This window comes from Plantibacter cousiniae (nom. nud.), assembly GCF_977070315.1.
Genome location: NZ_CDRVEU010000002.1, coordinates 37,392 through 57,540, shown reverse-complemented (window position 1 = coordinate 57,540; position 20,149 = coordinate 37,392). Strand labels below are relative to the sequence as shown.

The following is a 20,149-nucleotide window of genomic DNA, read 5'->3' as shown; positions in this document are numbered from 1 at the left end:
CAGAAAAAAGAAAACCCGCCGAAGCGGGTCTGGTGTTACCTGATGATCAAATCTGATCTTGTGTGTAAATCCCGCCCGACTCGACGGCACCGCCGATCTCTCGTTCGCCGTAGAGCACGGGATAGGGGTTGCCCTGGGCAACGGTGGTCACCGCGCCCCCAAAGCCATAGCTGGGGTTGTTTCCATCGTCGTTGTTGCTGCCGACGCTGGCGGTCGTCGTCGGCGAAAGCATCTGCACCACGCCGCCAAGACCTGTCGCCGCACCCGCACCGAGCAAGCCGAGGCCGAGCGCTGTACTCGTACCGCCGGAGACAAGGCCGCCCACAACCAGCGCGACGCCCAGCACCACTTGGAACAGGCCAGCCTGCTTGCTGCCTTGGATCAGCGGCACGATTCGGATATCGGTGTTGTCGCTGCCCTGCATATCGAACTCGGCCTCGCCGGCGTTGCGCTTGCCGCAGAAGACGCTGAACACCAAGCCACGCTCTTCGCCGGTCCGCAGAAACTTCTCGAAGCCAGGCTTCATCGCGCAAAGGGCATTCACGGCATCGCGCACGCTGTGTACATCGATGCGGTACTCCCGGCCGAAATGCTTGCGCAGAACGCCGTAGAGCACGATGGTGCGCATGGTCATGGGGTGTATTCCTTGTGGCGCAGGATTAGTTTCACGCGGTTGGCCATCGACCAGCCGTAGACCTCACGGGCAGCCAGGCGACCGGGCATGTGGTGATAGATGAACGGACCAGACCCGCCCAGTGCCGGCGCGTCCTCGCTGTGCAGGCTGGCATCGGCCCCGAGGTAGATCGCGGCGTGGTTCGGGAAGTGACAAGGCCTGCCCACGGTCGGGATCTGGAACACCAGCAGGTCGCCGCGCTGGGGCTGTTCGACCCGGACGAAGCCGCAGGACTCGTAGTTATCTTCGTAATGGCTGGGGCTGTCCGGATCTTCCCACCACAGCTCCTTGCGCTCGAAGTTGGGCAGCGGCAGTGAGGCCTCGCGGGCGTACCAGTCGCGGCAGGCCGACCAGCAATCGAGCAGGCCATGCGAGAAGTCCCGGCCCAGCAAAGGGGCTTGGAACCCGCTCGGCTTGAACCACTGAATGTCACCGCCAGGCCAGCCCACAATCGCCCAAGGCAATTCATGCAGCTCGCAGCTGACCAGATCGGTCATGCTCGGTGTTGCGGCGCGGTCCGGGTGGCTGTGCACGATGGCCAGTACCTCGCCCCTGTCTTCTGCCGCCGCAGCGTCGTGCTTGTCGATCAGGAAGTGCTGCAGCGGGTTGGTGGCCACGTTGCCGCACGGTACGTACTCGCGCCCGGCCTCGGTCTTGATCAGAAGCCCGCAGGCCTCGGCCGGGTGTGACTGCTCGGCGTGCGCCCGCATGGCATCCTGAAGCTTTTGATTGATTCGCATGGTTATCCCTTGGCGATCAGGCTTGCGCCCATTGAGCCGCCGAACCGGCGGGTATTGCCGCGCAACTTGCAGCTGCTCCACCAGCCCCCGCAGCGGTCAAGCGCAGGGTTGTCGGTGGGTTCGTTCTTCTTGTCGAAATACGCGGTGCCTGTGTAGGCGCAGGCCTCCTGCCGGTACTGGCCGCGCATCGCCCAGCGGCACAACTTGGTGATCTGCTGGGACGGCAGCTGCTGGCCTTCCATGTCGATGGGGCTGGAAAGCTCGAAGCCGACCGCCGAAAAGTTCTCTTCGGTCTTCTGCTCGATTCTCCACAGGCTGGTGCGGCTCTGATCAGCAGCATCCGGATTGCCGCCGTCGAAGTTCGCGGCATCCAGGAAGTGCTTGAAGGTTTCGATCACCTTGAAGTCCGCGCCAGCGAGGTCCTTGAACTGAAGGCAAAGCGCTGACACTGCTCGCGGAATGCCCGACAGCTCGTTGGCCAGCTTGAGTTTGGGGGTGGCTGGGCGGCCATCACCACGGATGTCCAAGCCGGTGACCTCGATCTGAATAGGCGAATACAACTGGCCCTGCCAGATGATGTCGCCCTCATGCTCATGCCCGTGGAAGCGCCAGAGCGTGGCTCCCAGCCTCGTCGCATCCAGTTCGTACAGACGAATCTGGTTGCCGGGCTCCAGTTTCTGGATGTCCGCGCTGTAAATCATGGTGGTTACCTACGAAAAACCACGCACTTGGCGGGGTCAGGGGATTGAACGGCAGCTGATCGGTTGTACAGCGTGGACAAAAGGACAGTAACACCGCCTTCAGGTCACGTAGTAGCTTTGCGCCTCCAACGAACCGCCTCGGTCCGTTGCCTGCAAGCCCACGGACCGGGGATGCGCCAATTTCAGCGCGGTTATGACCAGGAGGTTAAATATGTCTGCAAAAGATAATTCAGAACTAGAGGCTTCAGCACTTGCGAATCTCGACGCTATTAGCGCAGTTATAGCCGTTCTCGCCAACACAGGCGCTTTAAACCCGCTTCTTTTTAAAGAGGCACTTTCCGCAATCAAAGACTTGAATGAGCGTACTGAGGGAGATATGCATAAACACGAAGTATATGAGGCGCACATGCAAATTTTTATCGCAGCCGCCGAAAAACGCCTATAACTTTTTCAGTTTGGCAGTCTGCCGTTGAGCATTATCGGCGGCAGATATCCGAGCCAGAGCCTTACTAACCGAGCCATCAATCTTTTTAACTTTATCGAGAATCTGTAAAGATAAATTACTCATCATCGCCCCCTGCGGTCTTGCCGCATCATGTTGTTTCATGGTTTGAATGTTTGCTTGAAGTTCGCGGACAACGAGTGCAGACCGCCGCCGAGTGTCGACAGTTTGTAGCCGTTTGCGGTGTACCGGCCTTGCCCGCTGCCTGGTGGCGTCCAGAGGAATGACTTGAAACCCTCATGCCGGTCCAGAAAGTCCTGGACCTGCTGGAGCTTTTGGCCCACGCCGAACCGTCCGGTTACCGTCACGTCCCACGCCTGCGACTTGGTGTTGATACCGACGCCGCCTGCTTGGGTATAGCCGTCGCCGAAGTCGTTCGACCAAGTGCGCTGTTTCACATCGCCGGACGCGCCGACCTGTACGTCAAAATCGAATGTCTCAGCCATTACGTTCGCCTCCAAAGACGTCCGCCCTGGCGCATTTCTCTGTCCAGAAACTGCCCGAGCTGAGCCTCAAGTGCCGACGATATCGCCGAACCCTGTTTGGCCGCGTCCGCGTTAGTCATGCCGGGCTGAGCCTGGACATTCACTGGCGCGTTGATGGTGAAAGACGGCGCACCGCCAGCACCACTCCCGGCCTTATCAGCCAGGTACTTCGTCAGGTCGCGGTTTTGGTTCGGGTTGAGCACGCGCTCACCGCCATCGAGCAGCCAGGTGCCTTCCTTCGGGATGTTGTCCATACCGTTGTGGGCCATACCGGCGAGTGCGGATGCGGATACGGCGGCGACCATTGGCGCAGTTGCAGCAGCAGCGGCGAGTGCAGCGGCCGGCGCAGCAGCTGGACCAATCAGCGGAATACCGGCCGTAGATGCGTAGGCGTTCAGCGCTGCCTGCGCAGAAGCTGCCTGCGCGTTGGCGATCAAGCCGGTAGCCGCCGCCGATTGCCCGCTTTTACCAACGAGCAGTTGAATGCCCTGATAGATCAGCCACTGCGCCGCCATGTCGCTCAAAGCGTTGACAACCGACTTGGACATGTTCCCAGCGAAGTCAGCGATAGCGTCTCCAGCGTCCTCTGCACCGGTGACCACGTCCGAGAACACGCTGCCCAGGCCGCCGGTCAAATCATTCAGGCTGCCAGACACGAAATCGGCCGCGATCGCCGAGTAGTCTTCGGCCGCATCAACGTAGTTCTGCCAAGCATCACTCACGCCCGCCATCCAGTTGGACTGGGCCTCGTCAATCCGATTGTAATAATCCTGCTGGATGACCATTCGTTCGGCCAGCGCCTCGGAGAGCATGCCAGTCTCTTTAGCGTACAGCTCGGCGCTGATATCGCCGGAGTTGCGCTGCGCCTGGAGGTCCGCAGCCTTGCGCGCGTAATCCTCCTGAATGGCCATGTCCTGCTTCAGGCGGTCACGGGCCTTGTCGCCCATACCTGCGCCAGCGAGCTCCATATCGAAGCCGCCGCTAGTGGCAGCATTCTCATCCTTCAATGTGGCAAGGAAGCTGACCGCCTTGGCCTCTTCCTCGTTCGCCACCTTGAGTTTCTGGAGAGCATCCAGCTCTGACGCCAAGCCCTCGAGGCGCTTCTGCTGAATAGCGTTGATACCTACCAGCTTGCCCGATGCGACTTCGAATCGAATCTTGTCCACTTCAGTGGCGTTTTTCTGCGCATCCGCGCTGGTATTGATCAGCGCGATCTGACGCTGCAGGTCGGTCTCTGAACCCTTGAAGGTATCGCTCAGTTTCTTCGCTGCAGCCGCAGCGTCTTTTGCAGCCTGCTTAGCCGCATCCAAAGCTTTACGATCTACATTGCTGCCTTTGCCACCCTCATTACTAAAACCGGTGCCGCCGAACAGCCGCTGGTACTCGGCTGCAGCACCTCGAGCATCGGAGATGTACTTTTTAATCGCCTCTCCTGCCATTGGAGCCTCTATCGTCTCCTTAAGCCCTGACGCAGCCTGTGCGGCAACACCAAAGCTTATCCTGGCTGCCTCTTCCATCTCTTTGGCATTGGCCGCGAATTCCTTAGAGACATCACCAAAACTGAGTTGCGAAAGGGCTGCCTGCCCGGAAGAGTCGAGCCGTTGAATGTATCCCACAGCAGTCGAGAACATCCCTATCAGCGTGTCAGATACGATTTTAAAAACTCGGACAACGCCGTCGCCTGCGCTGACAACGAACGCTGTGGCGGTCACCATTGACTCACCAATTTCGCCCACAACCTTCGTCACGCCCCCGCCCGCCTTAACAGAGTCATTAAGATCCTTGGTCATCTGCTGAACCACGGGCATGAAGTCATCAGCTATCTTATTTTTCGCACCCTGCAGGTTCTGGATTAGCCCAGCGAGCTCGCTCGAGAACTCTTTCGAGATGGCTATAGTTTGAACGCTGAGGATAGCGCCAGCGGACTCTGCCGCCTCACCAAGATCCTTGAATTGCTTTCCACCGTTCCGCAACAAAGGAACGAGCGCACTAGCCTCGTCGGCAATACCTTCCATATAGAAAGTCATTTCCGCCTGGGAGACATTGGCCTTTTCTAGACTGGATACATAAAGTTGAAGTGCTTCGGCACTATTCAGCTTTTTGAAACTCTCCGCTGTCACGCCAACCTTCGGCGCGATGACCTCAAAGAAGTCTTTCAGCTCGCCGCCGCCGGTGTTGAAGAAGTCGCCCAGCTTGTCGTTGGTATCCTTGAAGATGTCCGCGAGTTTGTCCTGCTCAACGCCAACGGTTTTCGCACCCGCAGCGTACTTCTGGAATTCGGTTGTTCCGAGACCGGCCAGCGCTGCAAGGTTAGAGATTTCCTTAGCGCTGCCGGCGGTGTAGGCAACCAGCCCTGTCAGAGCTGCAGGGACGCCAGCGATGGCAACCCCCACGCCTTTGGCCAGGCTTTCAAAGGATTTGGCGATTTCCGCGTTGCGCTTCTTGGCCTCTTGACTAGCCCGGTCCAGTGGCCCGGTAAACGATCCAATCCTGGCCACCAAATCCAGTGTAAGCGTGCCCAGTGATTTGCTCATTCAATTATCTCCAGACGAAAAAAAACCCGCCGGCGCGGGTTTCTTAGATGATGGAGTCAGCCCCCAGCATATTTGGTTTTAAGCTCTTGCAGTCTTTTCTGTTCGCGCTCAGTCAATCCTGTGGCGTCGTACAAAGCTTTTTTGTCTGCTCCGTCAAGCCGGGTAACTTCAACTGTAAACACAGCATCATCAGTCGCTCTCACCTTGGCCCAGTCGCTGAACATGTTGGGAGCTAGCACCCAATCAGCAGTTTCGCCGGGCTCCAGGCCTCCGCTGATCTCGTAGTTAAAATCATCTACGTACCATGGAACCGACCTACCTGGCGAAGCAATCGTACCCTTGAAATAAGCTCGCGAAATGGCCTTATCAGTATCATTTCTGACTGTAAGCTCTATATAAGGCTTCGGCTTATACGAATACTTTTCTTCTTGCAGATAAAAACGAGACTTCACGACTGTAAACTTTGCAAGCTGCGATTTCGCCGCTTCCGACTTTTTATTTTTCTCTGTCAGATCGTTTATTTCTGCAACCGCTTGCGTGCGTTCCCTAGCCTCACGCTCTTCAGTTATACGCCTCGCTTCCGCGGCGACCTCATCAGCGGTTTTCCCATCCAATACGGACAGCATATTCATTCTTGCTGCCGTAGCATTAGTTTCGCCTTTAAGCATGCGACCGAGGTCCAGCTGGCTTAATGCAACTAATTGCACATCACTTTTAAATTGCTCCTTTTTTTCTCCAGACAGACTTTCTGAAACTTTTGTAATCGACTTTTGAAGAGCTTCGTCTGAGCTTCCATCGAGCTTTGGCTGTCCGCAACCGGATAGAGCCAAAGCTGAAATAAACATTACCGCCGTCCTGCGCATACGTGATCCCTCTTGGTCAGTGAGGCACAGAGTATCAGTACGCAACATTCCGACAAAGCCTATGCCCAGCTTTCCATAGCCTGCTCGAGACTGATGGGTTGCTCAGCCTCATGCGGCATGAAGTCGAACATCTTGTACGGACCGTCCTTGTAATTCACGTTGGCGTACATCATTGCTAGCAATGCCGATCCGCGCTCCACCCGCATGCCGATGTTCAGAGAGCCACGTAGCGCCCGGTACTTCAGCCAAGACCTGAACTCGATCAGGCTGAGGTTTTCCTTGGCTTCCGCGATCGTACGCCCGCCGATGCCGGCGAGGACGAGCTCGTGCCAGAACTCTTCGTCGTCGGAGAGGGCTTCGTCTTTCCCAGGTTGTTGACCTCGGCAATGGCTTTCATCAGTGCCATTGTCAGGTTGCCGTCCAGCGCGCCGCGCTCGGGATCAGCGTCACCGGTGATGTCATCTACGGTGAAGACAGGCTTGCCCTCTTCGTTGCAGATGCTGGCGGCGATCCGTCCGGCATGAACCTCAAGCCTGCCGGCTGCGGAAAGCACATCGTTGATCGCCGTTTGAAACCCTAGCGGCCTGACGTACACCGTGGCGAAGATCTCTTCACCGCCCTGCTGCCATTTGATTTCTTTCTCGACTGGGCGGCCGGTAAATGCGCCGACGCCCCTCAAGCTTTCAAGGCTGAGTTTCATGGAAATCCCTTATGCGCTGGCTGTCTTGCGGACCCAGGCGGAGCCGCCCGAACGCTGGATGGTGGCGGCCGTAGTCACCACAGTGTTGGCTGCGAAGTCGAACGGGAAGTCAGAAACGTAGCCATCGAAGATGAACCATGTCCGACTGGTCGGCAGCTCAAAGTCGTCACCGGCAGCGTTCAGTTTCGGAGCAGCCGTCCCGTCAGCCCAACCAACAGCCCATGCCACGCTCTCGATGGTGTCGTCTTCGGAAATCTGATGAAGACGAACGTGCGATGCGCTGCGAGGATCAGCGTTCAGGGTCAGGGAAGCTTGACCCGGAGTGCGAAGGCCGCGCATGTAGCGGCGCACTTTATCGCTCAGGCATGTGACTTCGATCTGATCGGCTGGGTTACCGCCCGGGCTGAATGCGGTGGCGCATTCGATCTCGAGGATTTCGAGAACCGCCGGATTGGTAGCGGAAGGCACCAGTGCGAAAACCTGAGTGCCTTGGGTAAGAATCGACATGGCTTTCTCCAAATGTCGGACATAAAAAAGCCCGCATATGGCGGGCCGGATGAATGGGTTTCGGCTATCTGGGCACAAGCCAGTCGATATCGAAGCTCGACCGGTACAGCTTTGTTTCGGTGTCTTTTCTCTCGCCGCCCCAGCGAACCACATACGCTTTGAGCTCAATAGCGTGACTGATCGCGTCGGTCACTTCTCTTGCCTGCGCGCCTGTGGTGGCATATACATCAACCTGCAACGTGAACCCATCGACATCTGGGCGGCCTGCGAGGTAGTTTTCTGGGCTGCCAGTGATGACCTGCCAGACTGCATACGGCTTCGCCACGCCTTCGGGTGCATCATCGAACGGATAGAGCCTGGTGGGGCTGACGCCGAGTAGTGCCGTTACCCCGGCGTCAGCAGCGCATACGGCGAATATGGGTGCATATGACATCACGCCCCCCCTGCGGCCTTGGCCGCTTTTTTAATCGCGCGGTCAATGGCCTTCTCGTATTCAGTGATGAATGTATTGGTTGCCTCGGTTATGTTGTCGGCCAACGCCTTTCGCGCGAATGGATCTGCACGCATTTTGGAAGTACCGAATTCGATCAGGCGCCAATGAGGCGTCGCAGCGTTCGCAGATTTGTCGCCGCCCTTCTTGAGGACAGCGCCTTGCAGAACACCAACCCGGAAACCCAGGTCCCCGCTCGACTTGAACAATTTCCCGTTCCAGCGAAGAGCGACGTTATCCGCGATAGATCGGCCTGTTTCAGGGTCGTCTATCCGCTGCGCGCCTTCTTTCATCTTGTTGGCCACCAGCTGGGCAGCCTTACGCAGCGCCGACCGCCCGCCCTTACGTTTCATGTCTTGAGTGATCGATTCGAGCTTGCCAACGAGAGATTCAATTCCCTCGAGCTGGAAATCCACTGAGTCAGCCATCGTTGACCCCCTTGGCCACCAAGATGGTGAGATATTCCAGTCCCGAATCGGGATCGGGCAAAGCCGGGCCTTTGATGTCGTAGGAATCACCCCGGTACAGGATCCGCATCGTTGGCAGCACACCGGCTCGGTAGCGGATCACCATCCGCGCGGTGGCCTCTGACTGGCTGGCCTGGGCAGCAATAAAATCTCTGGCGCTCAGCGGCTCGACCGCTGCGGGGACTTTGTCCCACACAGTCTGCCAGCTCGCCATCTCTTCACCGGTTTTAGGGTCCTGCAGTCTGCCCAACGCCTGGAACGTGATGCGATGACGAAGTCGACCGGCACGCATTACACGCCCATCCCGATGCGGTATGGCATAAGCAGCGACTTGGAGGCCAGCGGCAGCTCCGCGGCAATCGTGCCGATCACCACTTCCTCGCGGTTGGCGAAGAGGTTGCCCAGCTTGAGCAGGCATGCTGCCTGTATGGCCTTGTTGATCACGATGCCGAAGTCGTCCATATCGATCTGCTCAAAGCTTTCAGACAATGATTGGCGAGCGCGCTCGCGAAGACGGCAGCGAATATCAGAGTTTTCTGGGTCGTCGGCCAACTCCAGCGCAGCCCGGTATGCAGCTCTCGCGGCTTGAGTTCGCTGAATGGTGTCAGCCTTCGCCTTATCCACATCAGCCTGATCGGCATAGAACCGGCGCTGCAAAAACTGCATAACAGCTTCCTCAGCCGCGCCCAGAAGTTCTTCCACGAGCGGCTGATCCTCGGATTCTGCGTGCAGGTGATGCATGGCCGTTTCTATACTGATGACGGGCATGTGTCACTCCTGAGGCGGTTGGTGCTGCTCGGTTTGCTGAGGCGGATTCTCACCCTGAGCCGGCGGTCCTTCGCTAGGAACATCAGCTTCAGGATTGCCGGCGGTATCCGGTGTTGTGGCGGTCAAAAGTTTGGCCAACTCGCTTTCGGCCTCTTCTTTTTTGCCGATAAAGTCACCGACCTGAGCGCCCTCAGCATCGACAACAATCCAGCGCTGCCCCTTCTTAGCAATCGTCAGCACCGAGCGTTCGCTAGAATTCGAGGTCAGAGCTGCTCCGACCTCGCCCACGATCTTGCAAAGCTTGAGTTGCTCCAGCTCCTTGGCCAGCCATACAGGCGCGGCATAAGGCTCATTGTCGGTGTCACGGATGGTGCCGCGGTCCTCGTAAGCCCGCAGCGGCTTGATCAATACATCTGACATGTCTCACCTCGGTGGGCCGGGGGTGCCGGCCACTTTAGGGGTTTGGGCAGTTTAAGCCGCAGCGGCCGCAGCCGTGAGCTTGCCAGTGACGAAGGCTTCGGTACGGTAGATGGCAAACGCCAAGCGCTCTTCAGCGCGAAGCGTGACCATGTTGTTCTCGAAGTCCTTGTCGTTCTCCGTGGAAATCAATACTTCAACTTCCATCCGGTCGAAGATCTGCGCGCCGAGTTTGAAGGCCCCCACCAGGAAGTCGTTTTGCTTCATCGCTTGGGTTGCGACTACAGGGCGATTCCACAGACGAGCCGCAGTGCCTTCTTGCGGTTGACCGATCAGATAGCGACCCTGGCTGTCTTTGATCAACTCGATCAGAGCCCAGTCAGTTGGGTTGAGCACGATGCCATCCGAAGGGAACTCTGCCAGCTCGGCTTGCAGAAGGGCCAGGCGAAGCCGATCGATGCGCTGCTCGCCGGTTACGGTCCAGCCAGCTGGAGACGCGTATTGGTTTGCAACCGGAACGAGACCTTGCAGATTTGCACCGGCACCGCTGCCGTACAGCAACTGCGACTCTTCAGTGAGCAGCAAGCCATAGCGAGCGCGCGCATCGATGTAGCTCTGCAAAGCCTTCGCGTCATCCAGAATCTGACGCGACGCTTTGAACAGGTGGGCGATAGTACGAACCGACGCCGTTACCAAGGCAGTCGTGATTTCGGAATACGGCTTTGCAGAGCCCTCCGCTACGGTCGCGGCATTGTTTGTAAAGCCTGTCTCGCGGACGTACTCAAGCGAGCCAGCTTCGGTCTGGCCGGGGGCAACCAGATCGCGAATGGTGGCCCGACGCATGCCCGGCAGCGCGACAGTGTCCAGGCGCTCCGTGGCCGCCAAGCCACCGGCGGATGTGGTGGTGATAGCGGCGCGAGGTACGGAAACACGACGGGAGCCACGGAAAGACGAATTGACGCCTTCCATGTGTTCACTGGTAACAACCAACTCGCCAGCGGACTTCGGGGACTCGTTACGCTGTGTGTCGCGATTGGCATTGACAAGCTTTTGCTCGGCTTCCAGCACGCGAGCCTGCAGTTCGCCCTGCTTCATCAGCAACTCGTCAACCTTGGCCGAAGTTTCTTTGCTCAGGCCCTCATGGCGATCGACATTCTTCTGCGCCTGCTCGGCATGTGCCTTGAGCTGATCACCGATGTCCTTGAGGTTGGCCTGGGTCTGCTTGTACTGGGTTTCGATGTCATCCTCACCGATTTTCCCCATCTGAGCATTCCAGCCGCGATAGTGAGAGGTTCCACGTTTTACGAGCGCAGTGGAAACACCCACCAGCAAAAGCGAACCCATAACTGCTTCGGGCGTGGCACCGAAGGTCAGCGGGATCAAGGCAGCGATGGACAACACAGCCATCAAGAATGCCGGGGACAAACGAAATTTCATCATTGTGTGAAGCCTCATACGGGAAAGGAAAAGTTGAGTTTTGGCAGGGGTGACAGGTCCAACTCGACAGCGCGGGGCTTATCGGACGAGGCAGCGTATTGCGTACCCCCGCCAGCAGCGCGCGGCGTGCTGGACTTGAAATTGGCGAAGAGTTCGCGGCGTTCGCTGCGGGCCATTCCGGCTTTTGCCAAAGCGATATCCATAGCTTTCAGCGCGTTACTCTGCTGGACCTGCTCGTCTTCACGCTCGGTGATTTCGTCAGAAGAGAGAACGGCCGTTGCAAAGCCGAGCTCAACTGCTCGTCGGCCGCGTATGAACGTCTCGTCATCCATCATCTCGGCAATGTCAGCAATGGCCTGGCCGCTGCCTTCCGCGTAAAGGTCTGCCATCGCAGCGTCGAACTCTTCCATCGTGTTCGCTACATCGCGCAAGTCATGGCGGTTGCCGACGGCAAGCGTCCAGCAGTTGTGGATCATGAGAAACCCGCTGCTGGCCACTTCCCGCTTTGCGCCGGCCATGTAGATCACCGAAGCAGCCGAGGCGGCCAGGCCCAGGACCTTGGTTGTGATCGGCTGGCTGTGCTCACGCAGCCGGTTGTAGATGGCCAGGCCCTCGAACATGTCGCCACCTGGCGAATTGATGTACACGGTGGCGGGCTTGTCGCCGATTGAGCGAAGGGCCGCGTCGATACGTGAGACCGTAACGCCTTCCCCATACCAGTCCTGGCCAATAACGCCGTAGATGGTGATGGTATCGCTGGTGGACTCCACGGCCGCTTTGATGGCGGGATTCCACCTGTCGAGCGCGCGCGGGCTCAGCTCGCAGTTAAAACTGCCAGCCTTGGATTTTGGTTGCATGATTTATTCCTTCGAGTTTGCCGGCTGATCCAGCCAGTTCTGTAGAGCTGCCCTTGCGGCCTGCCCGTCATCGCCCTGACCCAGTTTGTCGATCGGCGAAAGGTTGGTTTGCACAGTTAGCACACCGGCATTTCCGCCCATTTTGGGCAGGTTCTCCTTCATGCGGCATTCGTCGCGCGTGTAAATGCCGTTCTGCACCATGCCCGAATACAGCGCTGCTCGTGCGGCGCTATCGGCCCGCATCAAGCCCTCGATGGAAAACTCGGGGTAAATCTGACGGCGCTGCGCAGGTGCCAGCAAACTGCGACTGATCCCTTCCTCGATGCGGCGCATGTAGCTGCGCAGCGTGAAGGTCAGGAATCGAAGCAACTTCTGCTCAAGGCCGGTCCCCCAATTCGATGCCTTATCGCTGTAACCGACCAGCGTCGGGTCCACCATATAAAAACGGCAGATTTCCTCGGCGCTGTACTCTCGAGATTCCAGCAGCTGAGCGTCCACTGGATTGATACCAATCACCTTGGCGGAAACACCCTTTTCCAAAACCGGTGATTTACCGGCATTCATCGCCCCGCTGATGCGTTGGACATAGTCGCGAAAATCGTCGCGCTGCTGCTTGTTCAGCGTTGCATCAACCTCAAAGGCCACGGTTTGGTGCATGCCGTTTTTGAACGTTGAGCTCGCAACGTCCTCTGCCGACATTGCCGCGCCGAATACGTCTGCGCCGTAGGCGATGGGTGATAGCCCGATTTGCCCGTCCAGAGAGAACGCAGGGATATGCATCATGTTGCTGCCAGCAATATCGCGGAGCTGGCCGTTTTTTTCCCGGTACCGGTAAATAATCTCGCCGTTGTCCGCGACATCCAAATCCATGCGGTTGGGCAGCAGGAATTCAAGCGCTACGATCCGGCCGCTTATACGGATGATCTCGACAAAAGCGTTACCCCGCAGCAGCATCGAAGCTACTACGGCCTCCCAAAACTGCACGGCAGTCATGCGGCTGTTCGGATTGGTGTTAAGAATCCAATGCAGGTCATTGTCACCGGCCACCTCACGACCGCCATCAGGCATGCGCCGGTATAGGCCGAGCGGCAGCGTTGCGATCGTTTCGGAGATGAGGCGCACGCAAGACCAGCAAGCGGCCAGGCGCATGGCTTTGTTGATCGTCACGGTTTTGCCGTTGGCGGATGTGCTGCCCACGGTTTGCGCCCAAATTCCGGAAGCGCTGCCGGAGAGCGACCTGCCCACCCAATCGATTATCGATGACCGAGGCGCGTTGATTGCACCGCTCAAGACGGATTTGAAAGACTTAGCCACCGGTCAGTCCCCTTCGAATGAATGCTGCCGCGACGAAGCACGACGAAGCAGCGGCAAGAAGCGCCCAACCCAGGCCAAGCAGTACGTAAACGCCTGCCACAGCAAGGGCAAAACCCAGCACTGCAGTCAGCAGGTAAATAATTGATGCTGTGTTCATTCGAATATTGGGTCCCGGATTGAATCCATGAATCGGTCCACGCCGCCATCGCCGGCAACGACTTGCATCATCGCCCGCCCGACCGACATGATCAGTGCAACGGCGCCATCGATCTTGTTGTCATCGCCCTGTTTGATGGGCCGTACTACGTCGTCGTTACCGTGCATGTTTTTGCCGATCACGTTGGCAATACACCAGGTCATGATCGGGTTGCCGTCATGGTGGAACCGCCCAGCCGTGATAGCCGCTTCCAGCTCCTTCATGGGGTCGGACATGTTGGTGTAGTTCTGTTGGATGGTGATCGGATTGAAACCCTCGTCGTCGAGGTCATGGCTCAACCCAGTAGCACCGTGCGGGTCAATCGGCGCCTCGCGTAGCGGTGCGTGTTTGTTTGCCTCTTTGGTGTCTTCGAGGATTTCGCGGTAATCGATCTCGGCTCCATCAGTGACCTCAAGGTGTTTCGAGTTCAGCCAGGCCTGGAAGCGCTCGGACATCCGCTTGTTGTCGCTGTCATAAGCGGTGTCGTATGGCACCCAAAACTTGGGGGCCACGCTGTAGTAGTGAGTCTTTCCGTCGATCACCTTCCAAAACAGGCGCGCCCTCGAGTTCATGTCCAGCTTTCGCGCAAGGTCGAAACCGGCGATCCACTCTTGCCCCTCGAATTGATCAAGCGTAAGGGAGGTGTCCTCGCAGGCCTTCCAGTCCTGCATGTTGAAGAAGCCAGACTTGGCGCTCACCCACAGGTTGAGGTGCTTCGTTTTGAAGGTGTTGGTGAACCGAGCCGAGCGGATCGCCCGTGCCTGCTGGCTTTCCAGATACTCCTGGAACACTGAAACACCGTGGTTAGGGTTTGCCTTGGCCAACATCTTGGGGTCGGTCCAGTCGTCGCCCTCATCAAGCGTCCAGATCCAGCCGAACAGCTCATCGTCTGGGACAGTGCCCTCCAGCATCTCAATGACCTGGCGACGCTTGTCGTAACAAGGCCCTTCGATATCAGCGCCGGCCGTGGTGATAATGAACATCAGCGGCTGACGCCGAGCCCCCATGCCCGTGAGCATCGTGTCGTATTGGGCCGAGGTTGGGTGTTCGTGGTATTCATCAATGATGGCGCAGCTGGGTGATGCACCGTCACCCGGGTTGCCGATCAGTGGCTCAAACCGGCTGAAGTCAGACGGGACGTTCATGTTTGAGGCGTTGACCTCAATACCCGCCGCCTTAATCAGATTGGGCGACTTCGTCACCATCAGCTTCGCGGGCCTGAACACTTCCCATGCCTGCTTCTCGGTCGTAGCGCCTGAATAGACTTCGGCGCCGTACTCATCATCAGCAACGAACATGCAGATGCCTACGCCACCGGCTACGACTGACTTGCCATTCTTGCGCGGCACTTCCCAATAGCTTTCACGGAACCTGCGGTGCCCCCCCTTCTTTTTGACCCAACCATACGTTACGGCTAGCCCAAACAGCTGCCACCCCTCAAGCGCGATGCGTTGACGCTTGAAAGCCCACTCGCCCTTGGTATGTGGCAGCAACTGCATCAGCTTGAGCTTTTTCTCAGCCTTCGCCGGATCGAACTTGAATCTGAACCCGCGCTTGCGGCTGGCTGCCATGTCATCAAAATGGCGCTGCACTGCCTGATGGATGTAGCGACAAGCTGGCACTTTCCCACGTAGCAGAGACCTACCCCACACCATCGCTTTATCAACGTTGGGGTGGGCGGACTTGGCCATTCAGGATCTCAATAGTTCGGCGAATTCGTTGGTCTCTTTTTCCTTGTTTCCTCCGATCAGACGTGTGCGGCTGGCTGGGTCAAGGCCGAGCATCGACCCGAACGTCACCATTTGCCGCATCGTTTCGTTCGTCGCGGTCAGTGCCGGGTTTTTCATCGGTCCGCCGGTGGCGCCAGTAACCACGATGCCGTGGGCCTGGACTGACTCCTGCGCCATTCGCCAGTTGTCGTATGCAACGCAGAACGCTTCGACGTTGTGTAAATCAGTTATCGCAACCACGTTTTCGCGCAGAAGCTCGGGAACAATCATCTTCCACATCTGCGAGGCGCGGTCGCTGAGCCATTCAGGCGGATCAACATTTGTGATCTTCGAAAAAGCGGGCTCGGCCTTATTCATCGCGCGTTTGCCGGGATTTCCGGCTAGTGCTTTCTTGGCGGTCGGCTTGGGTTTGCGACCACGGCCGGCGACCGTCGCGGTACCTCCCATCGCGCAACTCCAGAATTTTTAATTTCGCGGGTGTAAAAAAACGATTGAGGGCGCGGTCTAGAAGCCAAAGGCACCAGACTTTTGACCCTCCCCCACCGCACCAGACTGGTGCGAGCACCATATTGGTGCATTTTCGTGAAATGTGACGAGAATCGTTCTCGTTTCGTTCAGCGGGGCCGGGCGGCCTGGGGGTTGCCCCATCCACCGTCCTCTGCCGCCGTCTTCCTGCTATGACAGGCGTGGCACAGGCCTTGCCAGTTGGATCGAACCCAGAAGGCATCCTTGTCACCGCCGTGAGGCACGATGTGATCGAGGTCAGTTGCCACGACTACCAATCCTTGGCGTTCGCAGTCAGCGCACAGCGGATGTTTGGCAAGGTAGGACTTACGCGCCTGCTGCCACTTATAGCTGTAGCCGCGCTGGCTGCTGGTCTCGCGTTGCTTCTCACGCTGCTTCACTTCGAACTGCTTGCCTACATCCTTGTGAGCGTCACAGTACCGAGGGTTACGGGTCAGGGTGTTGCAGCCCTGGGCGTTGCAAGGTTTCTGCGGCCTCAACGGCATGGTGTGCCGTCCAGGTAGGTGCGAGGCTGGGTATCGGGGTCTTCCGGCTCTTCTTCACTCAGTGCGTCGATCAGCAGCGTCTGTTGCTCTGCCATCCGCTGTAGCAGCTGGGTCTGCTTCATCTGCTCGGCCAGGATCTGGCTTAGCAAGGAGTTGCTGTGCTCGTTCATATGCCACCTTGCTCCACTTCTTGATCCACTCGCGCCGGGCTGCGCATCCACTACATGCCATCACTCACCATCCATGCGCACATGGGTGCCATCGCAGACGAACTCAACGACCAGACGGGTTGCTTCGCCAGGATTCTGGATGAGCTTGACGCTGCTCTGCCCACCCAGCACCTCGCCACTGAAAGCGTCATGCAGGCACACATGCTGGCCGCTGCGCTTCACGACCAGTGGCCGGGACGACAGCAGGTAGCTGAGATTGCTTTGGGTGGAACTCTTCATATCTACTCACTCAACGGTTGCGGTCGGCCAGATCACCCGGGCGCATGCCAGTGCCTCGGCATGAGTGAGTGCTGAACCCATGGGGATCATTGGGAAAGGTGGGTAGCCAGGCGCATGGACGAGCCAAGACTTCTTCAACTGAACGGGTCAGCAGGCTTGGCGATGGATCGCACAAACCACATGAAGCCCTGTTGCAGGTTGGTCTTGGCTAAAGCTAGCAATCGAGGATCAACGCCTTCAATCTGGCCGATCTGCTTGAACAGCTCGCCGGTATCAGCCTCCAAGGCCTTGATAGAATTCATGCCGTCGATCTCGGACTGACTCAGATCTCGGTACCCAGTGATCTTCTTGTGCTGGTTTTCCATGACTCTCTCCAATGCAAAAGTCCCGGCATATGCCAGGGCTGTATGTGTTCGCGCCACGAAATGGCAATTTCTGAATTTGTGGCGCGCTTACTTGCCGCTCCAAACATCGCTTGGCACGTTACGGTGTCTGCCGCTCCAGCACCTCGTTGACCTTGTCTGCTGCGGTGCCTGCAGTCTTTGCGGCCTCGGTCGCCGTCCCTGCTGCTGCCTCAGCCTTCGCTGCGGCACCTTCAACCTTTACGGCTGCCTCGGTCGCAGTGTTGGCTAGCCTGTTCAGGCGCATGTCGCGTTGCTTGGTGGCCTCGTCATATCCCCGACGAACTTCAGTGACCTGAGCGGTGTACCAGCTGGATAGCCGCCACTCGGCGACCTGAAAGCCCAACATTGCACCACCAGCCAGCAGCAGCACCGCTATCAGCCAAACCTCTACCCGTCTCCACCAATGGCGAGCGACGAAGTTGATTGCGCATCTTTCCATCAGTTGATTCCTCCCAACTTGGTACGCAGGCGGGCAATCTCTGCACTCTGCGATGTGACCTTGTCAGTGAGTTGGGCGACATGGCCGGTAAGGGCTTCAATCTTCCCTTCCATACGGCCGACAGCGGCGGCAAGCTCGTTGCGTTCTTTGGCGAACTGATCGGCGCGGGCCTCGGCGTCCTTACGGGCCAGGCGCTCTGAGTCGAGCAGTTCATTCAGCCTGCGGACCGTGCCAATATCGGCGTTGTCCATGGCGCGATCGGTCGCATCCCTGGAGAGGAATCGCCTCAACCAGAGGAAGCCGCCGAGCAGAATGGTGCCCGTGCCGCCCAGCCAAGTGGCTGTGCCTGGGCCGAGGTCCATGGGATCCATTGACATTCCTAGAATTAAGACCGCGCAGAGCTGCGCTGGGTTTATGCTACGATCAAGAACCGTATACTGCTGAATCAACAGGAGTATACGGCACTGCTTCATTACTCTTTACCGGCGTCGACGCGGACATTGGTGGGTTGATGCTGTGTCGAACATTGGGGTACTTGATGAAAAGCGCTTTAAGCGTCTCGATTTCGTCCTCGAAGTCAAAAAATATTCCGTCTACAAAGATCCGTCCGCGTCTGTCGACTTCTGTTTTCCTCTGAAACATGCTCATACGTTAGCCTCCGACCATCGTAATAAAAGGGACTTTTAATGAATATTCCAAAGCGCTCGAAGAGCCCCCTAAGCGCCACAACAATCTTAATCGAAGCTACCACCGCTGCTTCCTCTTCAAGAGGAACCGGCTTCATGTTTGGTTTTAAGTTCTCTGCTCAAGGGACCGCTGTCCCCTTGCTGGTGACCAACAAACACGTCATTGACGGCGCGATCTCAATAAAACTAAGACTATCCACTGCTCACCCGAACGACCTAACGGGACAAGCGCAGCGAAGTGGCGTTGCCGAGTACATAATCACCGAGGGACTTGAAAATATTATTCTCCGCCATCCAGATAACCTTGTTGATCTAGCGGCAATTGCGATGGGTCCAATACTTAACGATTTAGTAAACCGTGGCTTGAATGGCTTTGGAGTAATGTTCTCACAAGACGATGTGGTAACACCGGAGGAACTAGCAGAACTCGATTTGGCAGACCCTATACTGATGGCCGGCTACCCTATCGGACTATCCGACTACAAACATAATCTCCCCATCATTCGTCAGGGCATCATTGCCAGTGACCCGATGCTGCCTTTCAACGGCGAGGATCACTTCTTGATAGATTGCGCATGCTTCCCTGGTTCCAGCGGCAGCCCAGTTGTCCTGAACCCAAGCCCTATTCTTCCGGACAACAACGGACAAATCAGCTTTGGTCGCCGCCGAAGCGCTTTACTAGGCCTACTGTGGGGAGGCCCGGTACACACTTCGGAGGGCAAAATCATCTCCCGAAATATTCCCACTAGTACTGTGCCTGTGCCTCAGGTTACTCAAATGATCAACCTGGGATACGTGATTAGTGCTAAGAAAATCTTGGACCTTGAAAATCTCTTTCATGAGGAGAGGCCAACTCAGATCAATTTCAGCTTCTCGCACAGCCTAATTTAAGAACTCCATCAAAGCCGGCTAACTAGCGGCATTTGATTAGCGGGGCCTCCGGCGCTCAGATTTATTCCTTGAGCGCTGCGACCTTGGAGTGCAGGTCGTGTCGCGCTTGAAAAGCTGAACACCGTGTCATGGAAACAGAGCTATTCCATATGGACAACTCTTTTCTACACTGCCGACCGAACTCCCTCCAAATAGCAATCCACCCAAGCTGCGCCGGCCTTGATCAGTTCACGGGCCTTGCCCTCACTCATGGCAAAGTGACGACCTACCCGGATCGCTGGCCACTTTGCGCCGTAGTAGAACCAGACCATGTCACCCATCTGCTGATGACGGCTGCATAGGCCAGCTACGGCCGCGTCTACAAGGCCGGCCAGCTCGTCGGTGATTACATACGACTTACCTGGCATCGGCATGGCGTCACGCATCAGGGCGAGCATGGGCGAGGCATAGCTGGGCACCCCCATGCCGTCCATCCGCCAGTATCCCCACTGCTCGAGCATGTTTTCAGTTTCACCCAGCGGGCGATGCAGCGTGTTCCTAGTCATCATGGTCAATCCCCTGTGTAATTCGTGCCACCGGCACCGCGACGGTTGTTCTGTTGGTAGATAGCCGCAGGCCCGGAAAGGACTTCTATGCGGCGGGAAAGCTCCAGGTTCCGCATTGCCTGATGGAGCATCAAGCCCAATGCAGTGACCAGCAATTCGAGCGGAAGAGCATCACCGGTATCAGCGTTCACCCAACCGGAAGCGTTGCACTGCACGCAGGCCAATTCATGGAAAACGCCTTTCACCACGGTTCTGCCCTTACAGGTCGGGCACTGCCTAACTTCTGTTTGATGAGCCTTGAAGGCGGGTCCATGTTGCTTTTTCATCGTTTTTAAACCTCGCCT

General features: G+C 57.2%; 31 protein-coding genes. 3 read left to right on the top strand and 28 right to left on the bottom strand.

The annotated features are described in order from the left end of the window. Nucleotides 1–46 precede the first annotated feature (46 nt). The 3 genes from ACW55A_RS03935 to ACW55A_RS03925 are packed head-to-tail and all read right to left on the bottom strand — an operon-like array spanning nucleotide 47 to nucleotide 2,114. Nucleotides 47–634 carry a tail assembly protein gene (locus tag ACW55A_RS03935; protein ID WP_024639076.1) on the bottom strand — a complete coding sequence of 196 codons (588 nt, stop codon included), beginning with the start codon at nucleotides 632–634 and terminating at the stop codon, nucleotides 47–49. Next, nucleotides 631–1,413 carry a C40 family peptidase gene (locus ACW55A_RS03930; protein WP_498810791.1) on the bottom strand — a complete coding sequence of 261 codons (783 nt, stop codon included), beginning with the start codon at nucleotides 1,411–1,413 and terminating at the stop codon, nucleotides 631–633. The genes ACW55A_RS03935 and ACW55A_RS03930 overlap by 4 nt, the downstream gene beginning before the upstream one ends. Nucleotides 1,414–1,415: 2 nt before the next feature. After that, on the bottom strand, nucleotides 1,416–2,114 hold the full coding sequence (locus ACW55A_RS03925) for a phage minor tail protein L (RefSeq protein WP_498810793.1): 699 nt from the start codon (nucleotides 2,112–2,114) through the stop codon (nucleotides 1,416–1,418). A gap of 211 nt (nucleotides 2,115–2,325) precedes the next feature. Here ACW55A_RS03925 and ACW55A_RS03920 point away from each other — a divergent pair, with 211 nt between their 5' ends. Further along, nucleotides 2,326–2,559, top strand: a complete 234-nt coding sequence (locus ACW55A_RS03920; protein ID WP_498810794.1) for a hypothetical protein — start codon at nucleotides 2,326–2,328, stop codon at nucleotides 2,557–2,559. Here the strand turns inward: ACW55A_RS03920 and ACW55A_RS03915 are convergent. From ACW55A_RS03915 to ACW55A_RS03845, 15 genes are all read right to left on the bottom strand, one after another. Further along, complete coding sequence (locus ACW55A_RS03915; protein ID WP_498810795.1) at nucleotides 2,554–2,721, bottom strand: hypothetical protein; 168 nt, start codon at nucleotides 2,719–2,721, stop codon at nucleotides 2,554–2,556. The genes ACW55A_RS03920 and ACW55A_RS03915 overlap by 6 nt on opposite strands. Further along, nucleotides 2,718–3,062: a phage tail protein gene (locus tag ACW55A_RS03910; RefSeq protein WP_498810797.1), complete on the bottom strand. Its 345-nt coding sequence runs from the start codon at nucleotides 3,060–3,062 to the stop codon at nucleotides 2,718–2,720. The genes ACW55A_RS03915 and ACW55A_RS03910 overlap by 4 nt, the downstream gene beginning before the upstream one ends. After that, the gene (locus ACW55A_RS03905) at nucleotides 3,062–5,635 is read right to left on the bottom strand and encodes a phage tail tape measure protein (protein WP_498810799.1); all 2,574 of its coding nucleotides are present in this window, start codon (nucleotides 5,633–5,635) and stop codon (nucleotides 3,062–3,064) included. The genes ACW55A_RS03910 and ACW55A_RS03905 overlap by 1 nt, the downstream gene beginning before the upstream one ends. Nucleotides 5,636–5,691: 56 nt before the next feature. Continuing rightward, entirely contained in the window at nucleotides 5,692–6,480 is a 789-nt protein-coding gene (locus ACW55A_RS03900) for a DUF6694 family lipoprotein (protein ID WP_235203204.1), read from the bottom strand. A 77-nt stretch (nucleotides 6,481–6,557) separates the two neighbouring features. After that, on the bottom strand, nucleotides 6,558–6,761 hold the full coding sequence (locus ACW55A_RS03895) for a phage tail assembly protein T (RefSeq protein ID WP_419146539.1): 204 nt from the start codon (nucleotides 6,759–6,761) through the stop codon (nucleotides 6,558–6,560). Beyond that, a complete protein-coding gene (locus ACW55A_RS03890) occupies nucleotides 6,761–7,198 on the bottom strand; it encodes a phage tail assembly chaperone family protein, TAC (RefSeq protein WP_005747040.1) in 438 nt (145 codons plus the stop codon). The genes ACW55A_RS03895 and ACW55A_RS03890 overlap by 1 nt, the downstream gene beginning before the upstream one ends. Nucleotides 7,199–7,207: 9 nt before the next feature. Further along, nucleotides 7,208–7,705: a phage tail tube protein gene (locus ACW55A_RS03885; protein ID WP_005747041.1), complete on the bottom strand. Its 498-nt coding sequence runs from the start codon at nucleotides 7,703–7,705 to the stop codon at nucleotides 7,208–7,210. A 64-nt stretch (nucleotides 7,706–7,769) separates the two neighbouring features. Further along, nucleotides 7,770–8,138 carry a DUF3168 domain-containing protein gene (locus tag ACW55A_RS03880; protein WP_134943230.1) on the bottom strand — a complete coding sequence of 123 codons (369 nt, stop codon included), beginning with the start codon at nucleotides 8,136–8,138 and terminating at the stop codon, nucleotides 7,770–7,772. Then, a complete protein-coding gene (locus tag ACW55A_RS03875; RefSeq protein WP_498810800.1) occupies nucleotides 8,138–8,623 on the bottom strand; it encodes an HK97-gp10 family putative phage morphogenesis protein in 486 nt (161 codons plus the stop codon). The genes ACW55A_RS03880 and ACW55A_RS03875 overlap by 1 nt, the downstream gene beginning before the upstream one ends. Continuing rightward, nucleotides 8,616–8,954, bottom strand: coding sequence for a phage head closure protein (locus tag ACW55A_RS03870; protein ID WP_498810802.1), 339 nt, complete (start codon nucleotides 8,952–8,954; stop codon nucleotides 8,616–8,618). Before ACW55A_RS03870 ends, ACW55A_RS03875 begins: the two co-directional genes overlap by 8 nt. Next, on the bottom strand, nucleotides 8,954–9,430 hold the full coding sequence (locus tag ACW55A_RS03865) for a head-tail connector protein (RefSeq protein WP_498810804.1): 477 nt from the start codon (nucleotides 9,428–9,430) through the stop codon (nucleotides 8,954–8,956). Before ACW55A_RS03865 ends, ACW55A_RS03870 begins: the two co-directional genes overlap by 1 nt. 3 nt (nucleotides 9,431–9,433) lie before the next feature. Next, nucleotides 9,434–9,850, bottom strand: coding sequence for a hypothetical protein (locus ACW55A_RS03860; RefSeq protein ID WP_498810805.1), 417 nt, complete (start codon nucleotides 9,848–9,850; stop codon nucleotides 9,434–9,436). 51 nt (nucleotides 9,851–9,901) lie between these two features. Then, a complete protein-coding gene (locus ACW55A_RS03855; RefSeq protein WP_498810806.1) occupies nucleotides 9,902–11,254 on the bottom strand; it encodes a phage major capsid protein in 1,353 nt (450 codons plus the stop codon). A gap of 44 nt (nucleotides 11,255–11,298) precedes the next feature. Next, nucleotides 11,299–12,141 carry a head maturation protease, ClpP-related gene (locus ACW55A_RS03850; protein ID WP_024642023.1) on the bottom strand — a complete coding sequence of 281 codons (843 nt, stop codon included), beginning with the start codon at nucleotides 12,139–12,141 and terminating at the stop codon, nucleotides 11,299–11,301. A 3-nt stretch (nucleotides 12,142–12,144) separates the two neighbouring features. Next, nucleotides 12,145–13,308 carry a phage portal protein gene (locus ACW55A_RS03845; protein WP_430537205.1) on the bottom strand — a complete coding sequence of 388 codons (1,164 nt, stop codon included), beginning with the start codon at nucleotides 13,306–13,308 and terminating at the stop codon, nucleotides 12,145–12,147. On the opposite strand from ACW55A_RS03845, the gene ACW55A_RS03840 reads away from it, so the two are divergent. Beyond that, the gene (locus ACW55A_RS03840) at nucleotides 13,289–13,600 is read left to right on the top strand and encodes a hypothetical protein (protein ID WP_259641671.1); all 312 of its coding nucleotides are present in this window, start codon (nucleotides 13,289–13,291) and stop codon (nucleotides 13,598–13,600) included. The genes ACW55A_RS03845 and ACW55A_RS03840 overlap by 20 nt on opposite strands. A gap of 8 nt (nucleotides 13,601–13,608) precedes the next feature. On the opposite strand, the gene ACW55A_RS03835 is transcribed toward ACW55A_RS03840, so the two are convergent. The 8 genes from ACW55A_RS03835 to ACW55A_RS03800 all read right to left on the bottom strand — a co-directional run bounded on the left by ACW55A_RS03835 (nucleotide 13,609) and on the right by ACW55A_RS03800 (nucleotide 18,054). Next, nucleotides 13,609–15,342 (bottom strand): terminase large subunit, encoded by a 1,734-nt coding sequence (locus tag ACW55A_RS03835; RefSeq protein ID WP_498810808.1) that lies wholly within the window; start codon nucleotides 15,340–15,342, stop codon nucleotides 13,609–13,611. Next, the gene (locus ACW55A_RS03830) at nucleotides 15,343–15,828 is read right to left on the bottom strand and encodes a phage terminase small subunit P27 family (RefSeq protein ID WP_498810809.1); all 486 of its coding nucleotides are present in this window, start codon (nucleotides 15,826–15,828) and stop codon (nucleotides 15,343–15,345) included. A gap of 167 nt (nucleotides 15,829–15,995) precedes the next feature. Further along, nucleotides 15,996–16,391, bottom strand: a complete 396-nt coding sequence (locus tag ACW55A_RS03825; protein ID WP_498810810.1) for an HNH endonuclease — start codon at nucleotides 16,389–16,391, stop codon at nucleotides 15,996–15,998. Beyond that, the gene (locus ACW55A_RS03820) at nucleotides 16,382–16,561 is read right to left on the bottom strand and encodes a hypothetical protein (protein WP_005897610.1); all 180 of its coding nucleotides are present in this window, start codon (nucleotides 16,559–16,561) and stop codon (nucleotides 16,382–16,384) included. Before ACW55A_RS03820 ends, ACW55A_RS03825 begins: the two co-directional genes overlap by 10 nt. Before the next feature lie 60 nt (nucleotides 16,562–16,621). After that, nucleotides 16,622–16,840, bottom strand: coding sequence for a hypothetical protein (locus ACW55A_RS03815; RefSeq protein WP_024642334.1), 219 nt, complete (start codon nucleotides 16,838–16,840; stop codon nucleotides 16,622–16,624). 134 nt (nucleotides 16,841–16,974) lie between these two features. After that, on the bottom strand, nucleotides 16,975–17,205 hold the full coding sequence (locus tag ACW55A_RS03810) for an Acb2/Tad1 domain-containing protein (RefSeq protein WP_003407776.1): 231 nt from the start codon (nucleotides 17,203–17,205) through the stop codon (nucleotides 16,975–16,977). Between the two features lie 118 nt (nucleotides 17,206–17,323). After that, nucleotides 17,324–17,683, bottom strand: a complete 360-nt coding sequence (locus ACW55A_RS03805) for a hypothetical protein (RefSeq protein WP_003407772.1) — start codon at nucleotides 17,681–17,683, stop codon at nucleotides 17,324–17,326. Beyond that, nucleotides 17,683–18,054: a hypothetical protein gene (locus tag ACW55A_RS03800; RefSeq protein WP_498810812.1), complete on the bottom strand. Its 372-nt coding sequence runs from the start codon at nucleotides 18,052–18,054 to the stop codon at nucleotides 17,683–17,685. Before ACW55A_RS03800 ends, ACW55A_RS03805 begins: the two co-directional genes overlap by 1 nt. Nucleotides 18,055–18,369: 315 nt before the next feature. Between ACW55A_RS03800 and ACW55A_RS03795 the strand changes: the two genes are divergently transcribed. Further along, entirely contained in the window at nucleotides 18,370–19,260 is an 891-nt protein-coding gene (locus ACW55A_RS03795; protein ID WP_498810814.1) for a S1 family peptidase, read from the top strand. Between the two features lie 164 nt (nucleotides 19,261–19,424). On the opposite strand, the gene ACW55A_RS03790 is transcribed toward ACW55A_RS03795, so the two are convergent. Both ACW55A_RS03790 and ACW55A_RS03785 read right to left on the bottom strand, forming a co-directional pair. Next, nucleotides 19,425–19,808, bottom strand: coding sequence for an antiterminator Q family protein (locus ACW55A_RS03790; RefSeq protein WP_122255094.1), 384 nt, complete (start codon nucleotides 19,806–19,808; stop codon nucleotides 19,425–19,427). 2 nt (nucleotides 19,809–19,810) lie between these two features. Beyond that, on the bottom strand, nucleotides 19,811–20,131 hold the full coding sequence (locus tag ACW55A_RS03785; RefSeq protein ID WP_122255095.1) for a hypothetical protein: 321 nt from the start codon (nucleotides 20,129–20,131) through the stop codon (nucleotides 19,811–19,813). Nucleotides 20,132–20,149 lie beyond the last annotated feature (18 nt).

Bases quoted from the DNA above. Each gene is read 5' to 3' on its own strand.
- ACW55A_RS03840 (WP_259641671.1), top strand. From the start codon at position 13,289: ATGGCTTTGTTGATCGTCACGGTTTTGCCGTTGGCGGATGTGCTGCCC.
- ACW55A_RS03935 (WP_024639076.1), bottom strand. From the start codon at position 634: ATGACCATGCGCACCATCGTGCTCTACGGCGTTCTGCGCAAGCATTTC.
- ACW55A_RS03905 (WP_498810799.1), bottom strand. From the start codon at position 5,635: ATGAGCAAATCACTGGGCACGCTTACACTGGATTTGGTGGCCAGGATT.
- ACW55A_RS03815 (WP_024642334.1), bottom strand. From the start codon at position 16,840: ATGAAGAGTTCCACCCAAAGCAATCTCAGCTACCTGCTGTCGTCCCGG.
- ACW55A_RS03865 (WP_498810804.1), bottom strand. From the start codon at position 9,430: ATGCCCGTCATCAGTATAGAAACGGCCATGCATCACCTGCACGCAGAA.
- ACW55A_RS03885 (WP_005747041.1), bottom strand. From the start codon at position 7,705: ATGTCGATTCTTACCCAAGGCACTCAGGTTTTCGCACTGGTGCCTTCC.
- ACW55A_RS03790 (WP_122255094.1), bottom strand. From the start codon at position 19,808: ATGATGACTAGGAACACGCTGCATCGCCCGCTGGGTGAAACTGAAAAC.
- ACW55A_RS03800 (WP_498810812.1), bottom strand. From the start codon at position 18,054: ATGGATCCCATGGACCTCGGCCCAGGCACAGCCACTTGGCTGGGCGGC.
- ACW55A_RS03860 (WP_498810805.1), bottom strand. From the start codon at position 9,850: ATGTCAGATGTATTGATCAAGCCGCTGCGGGCTTACGAGGACCGCGGC.
- ACW55A_RS03875 (WP_498810800.1), bottom strand. From the start codon at position 8,623: ATGGCTGACTCAGTGGATTTCCAGCTCGAGGGAATTGAATCTCTCGTT.
- ACW55A_RS03835 (WP_498810808.1), bottom strand. From the start codon at position 15,342: ATGGCCAAGTCCGCCCACCCCAACGTTGATAAAGCGATGGTGTGGGGT.
- ACW55A_RS03890 (WP_005747040.1), bottom strand. From the start codon at position 7,198: ATGAAACTCAGCCTTGAAAGCTTGAGGGGCGTCGGCGCATTTACCGGC.
- ACW55A_RS03795 (WP_498810814.1), top strand. From the start codon at position 18,370: ATGAATATTCCAAAGCGCTCGAAGAGCCCCCTAAGCGCCACAACAATC.
- ACW55A_RS03805 (WP_003407772.1), bottom strand. From the start codon at position 17,683: ATGGAAAGATGCGCAATCAACTTCGTCGCTCGCCATTGGTGGAGACGG.
- ACW55A_RS03930 (WP_498810791.1), bottom strand. From the start codon at position 1,413: ATGCGAATCAATCAAAAGCTTCAGGATGCCATGCGGGCGCACGCCGAG.
- ACW55A_RS03870 (WP_498810802.1), bottom strand. From the start codon at position 8,954: ATGCGTGCCGGTCGACTTCGTCATCGCATCACGTTCCAGGCGTTGGGC.
- ACW55A_RS03915 (WP_498810795.1), bottom strand. From the start codon at position 2,721: ATGAAACAACATGATGCGGCAAGACCGCAGGGGGCGATGATGAGTAAT.
- ACW55A_RS03850 (WP_024642023.1), bottom strand. From the start codon at position 12,141: ATGCAACCAAAATCCAAGGCTGGCAGTTTTAACTGCGAGCTGAGCCCG.
- ACW55A_RS03810 (WP_003407776.1), bottom strand. From the start codon at position 17,205: ATGGAAAACCAGCACAAGAAGATCACTGGGTACCGAGATCTGAGTCAG.
- ACW55A_RS03920 (WP_498810794.1), top strand. From the start codon at position 2,326: ATGTCTGCAAAAGATAATTCAGAACTAGAGGCTTCAGCACTTGCGAAT.
- ACW55A_RS03830 (WP_498810809.1), bottom strand. From the start codon at position 15,828: ATGGGAGGTACCGCGACGGTCGCCGGCCGTGGTCGCAAACCCAAGCCG.
- ACW55A_RS03855 (WP_498810806.1), bottom strand. From the start codon at position 11,254: ATGGCTGTGTTGTCCATCGCTGCCTTGATCCCGCTGACCTTCGGTGCC.
- ACW55A_RS03825 (WP_498810810.1), bottom strand. From the start codon at position 16,391: ATGCCGTTGAGGCCGCAGAAACCTTGCAACGCCCAGGGCTGCAACACC.
- ACW55A_RS03820 (WP_005897610.1), bottom strand. From the start codon at position 16,561: ATGAACGAGCACAGCAACTCCTTGCTAAGCCAGATCCTGGCCGAGCAG.
- ACW55A_RS03900 (WP_235203204.1), bottom strand. From the start codon at position 6,480: ATGTTTATTTCAGCTTTGGCTCTATCCGGTTGCGGACAGCCAAAGCTC.
- ACW55A_RS03925 (WP_498810793.1), bottom strand. From the start codon at position 2,114: ATGATTTACAGCGCGGACATCCAGAAACTGGAGCCCGGCAACCAGATT.
- ACW55A_RS03910 (WP_498810797.1), bottom strand. From the start codon at position 3,062: ATGGCTGAGACATTCGATTTTGACGTACAGGTCGGCGCGTCCGGCGAT.
- ACW55A_RS03880 (WP_134943230.1), bottom strand. From the start codon at position 8,138: ATGTCATATGCACCCATATTCGCCGTATGCGCTGCTGACGCCGGGGTA.
- ACW55A_RS03785 (WP_122255095.1), bottom strand. From the start codon at position 20,131: ATGAAAAAGCAACATGGACCCGCCTTCAAGGCTCATCAAACAGAAGTT.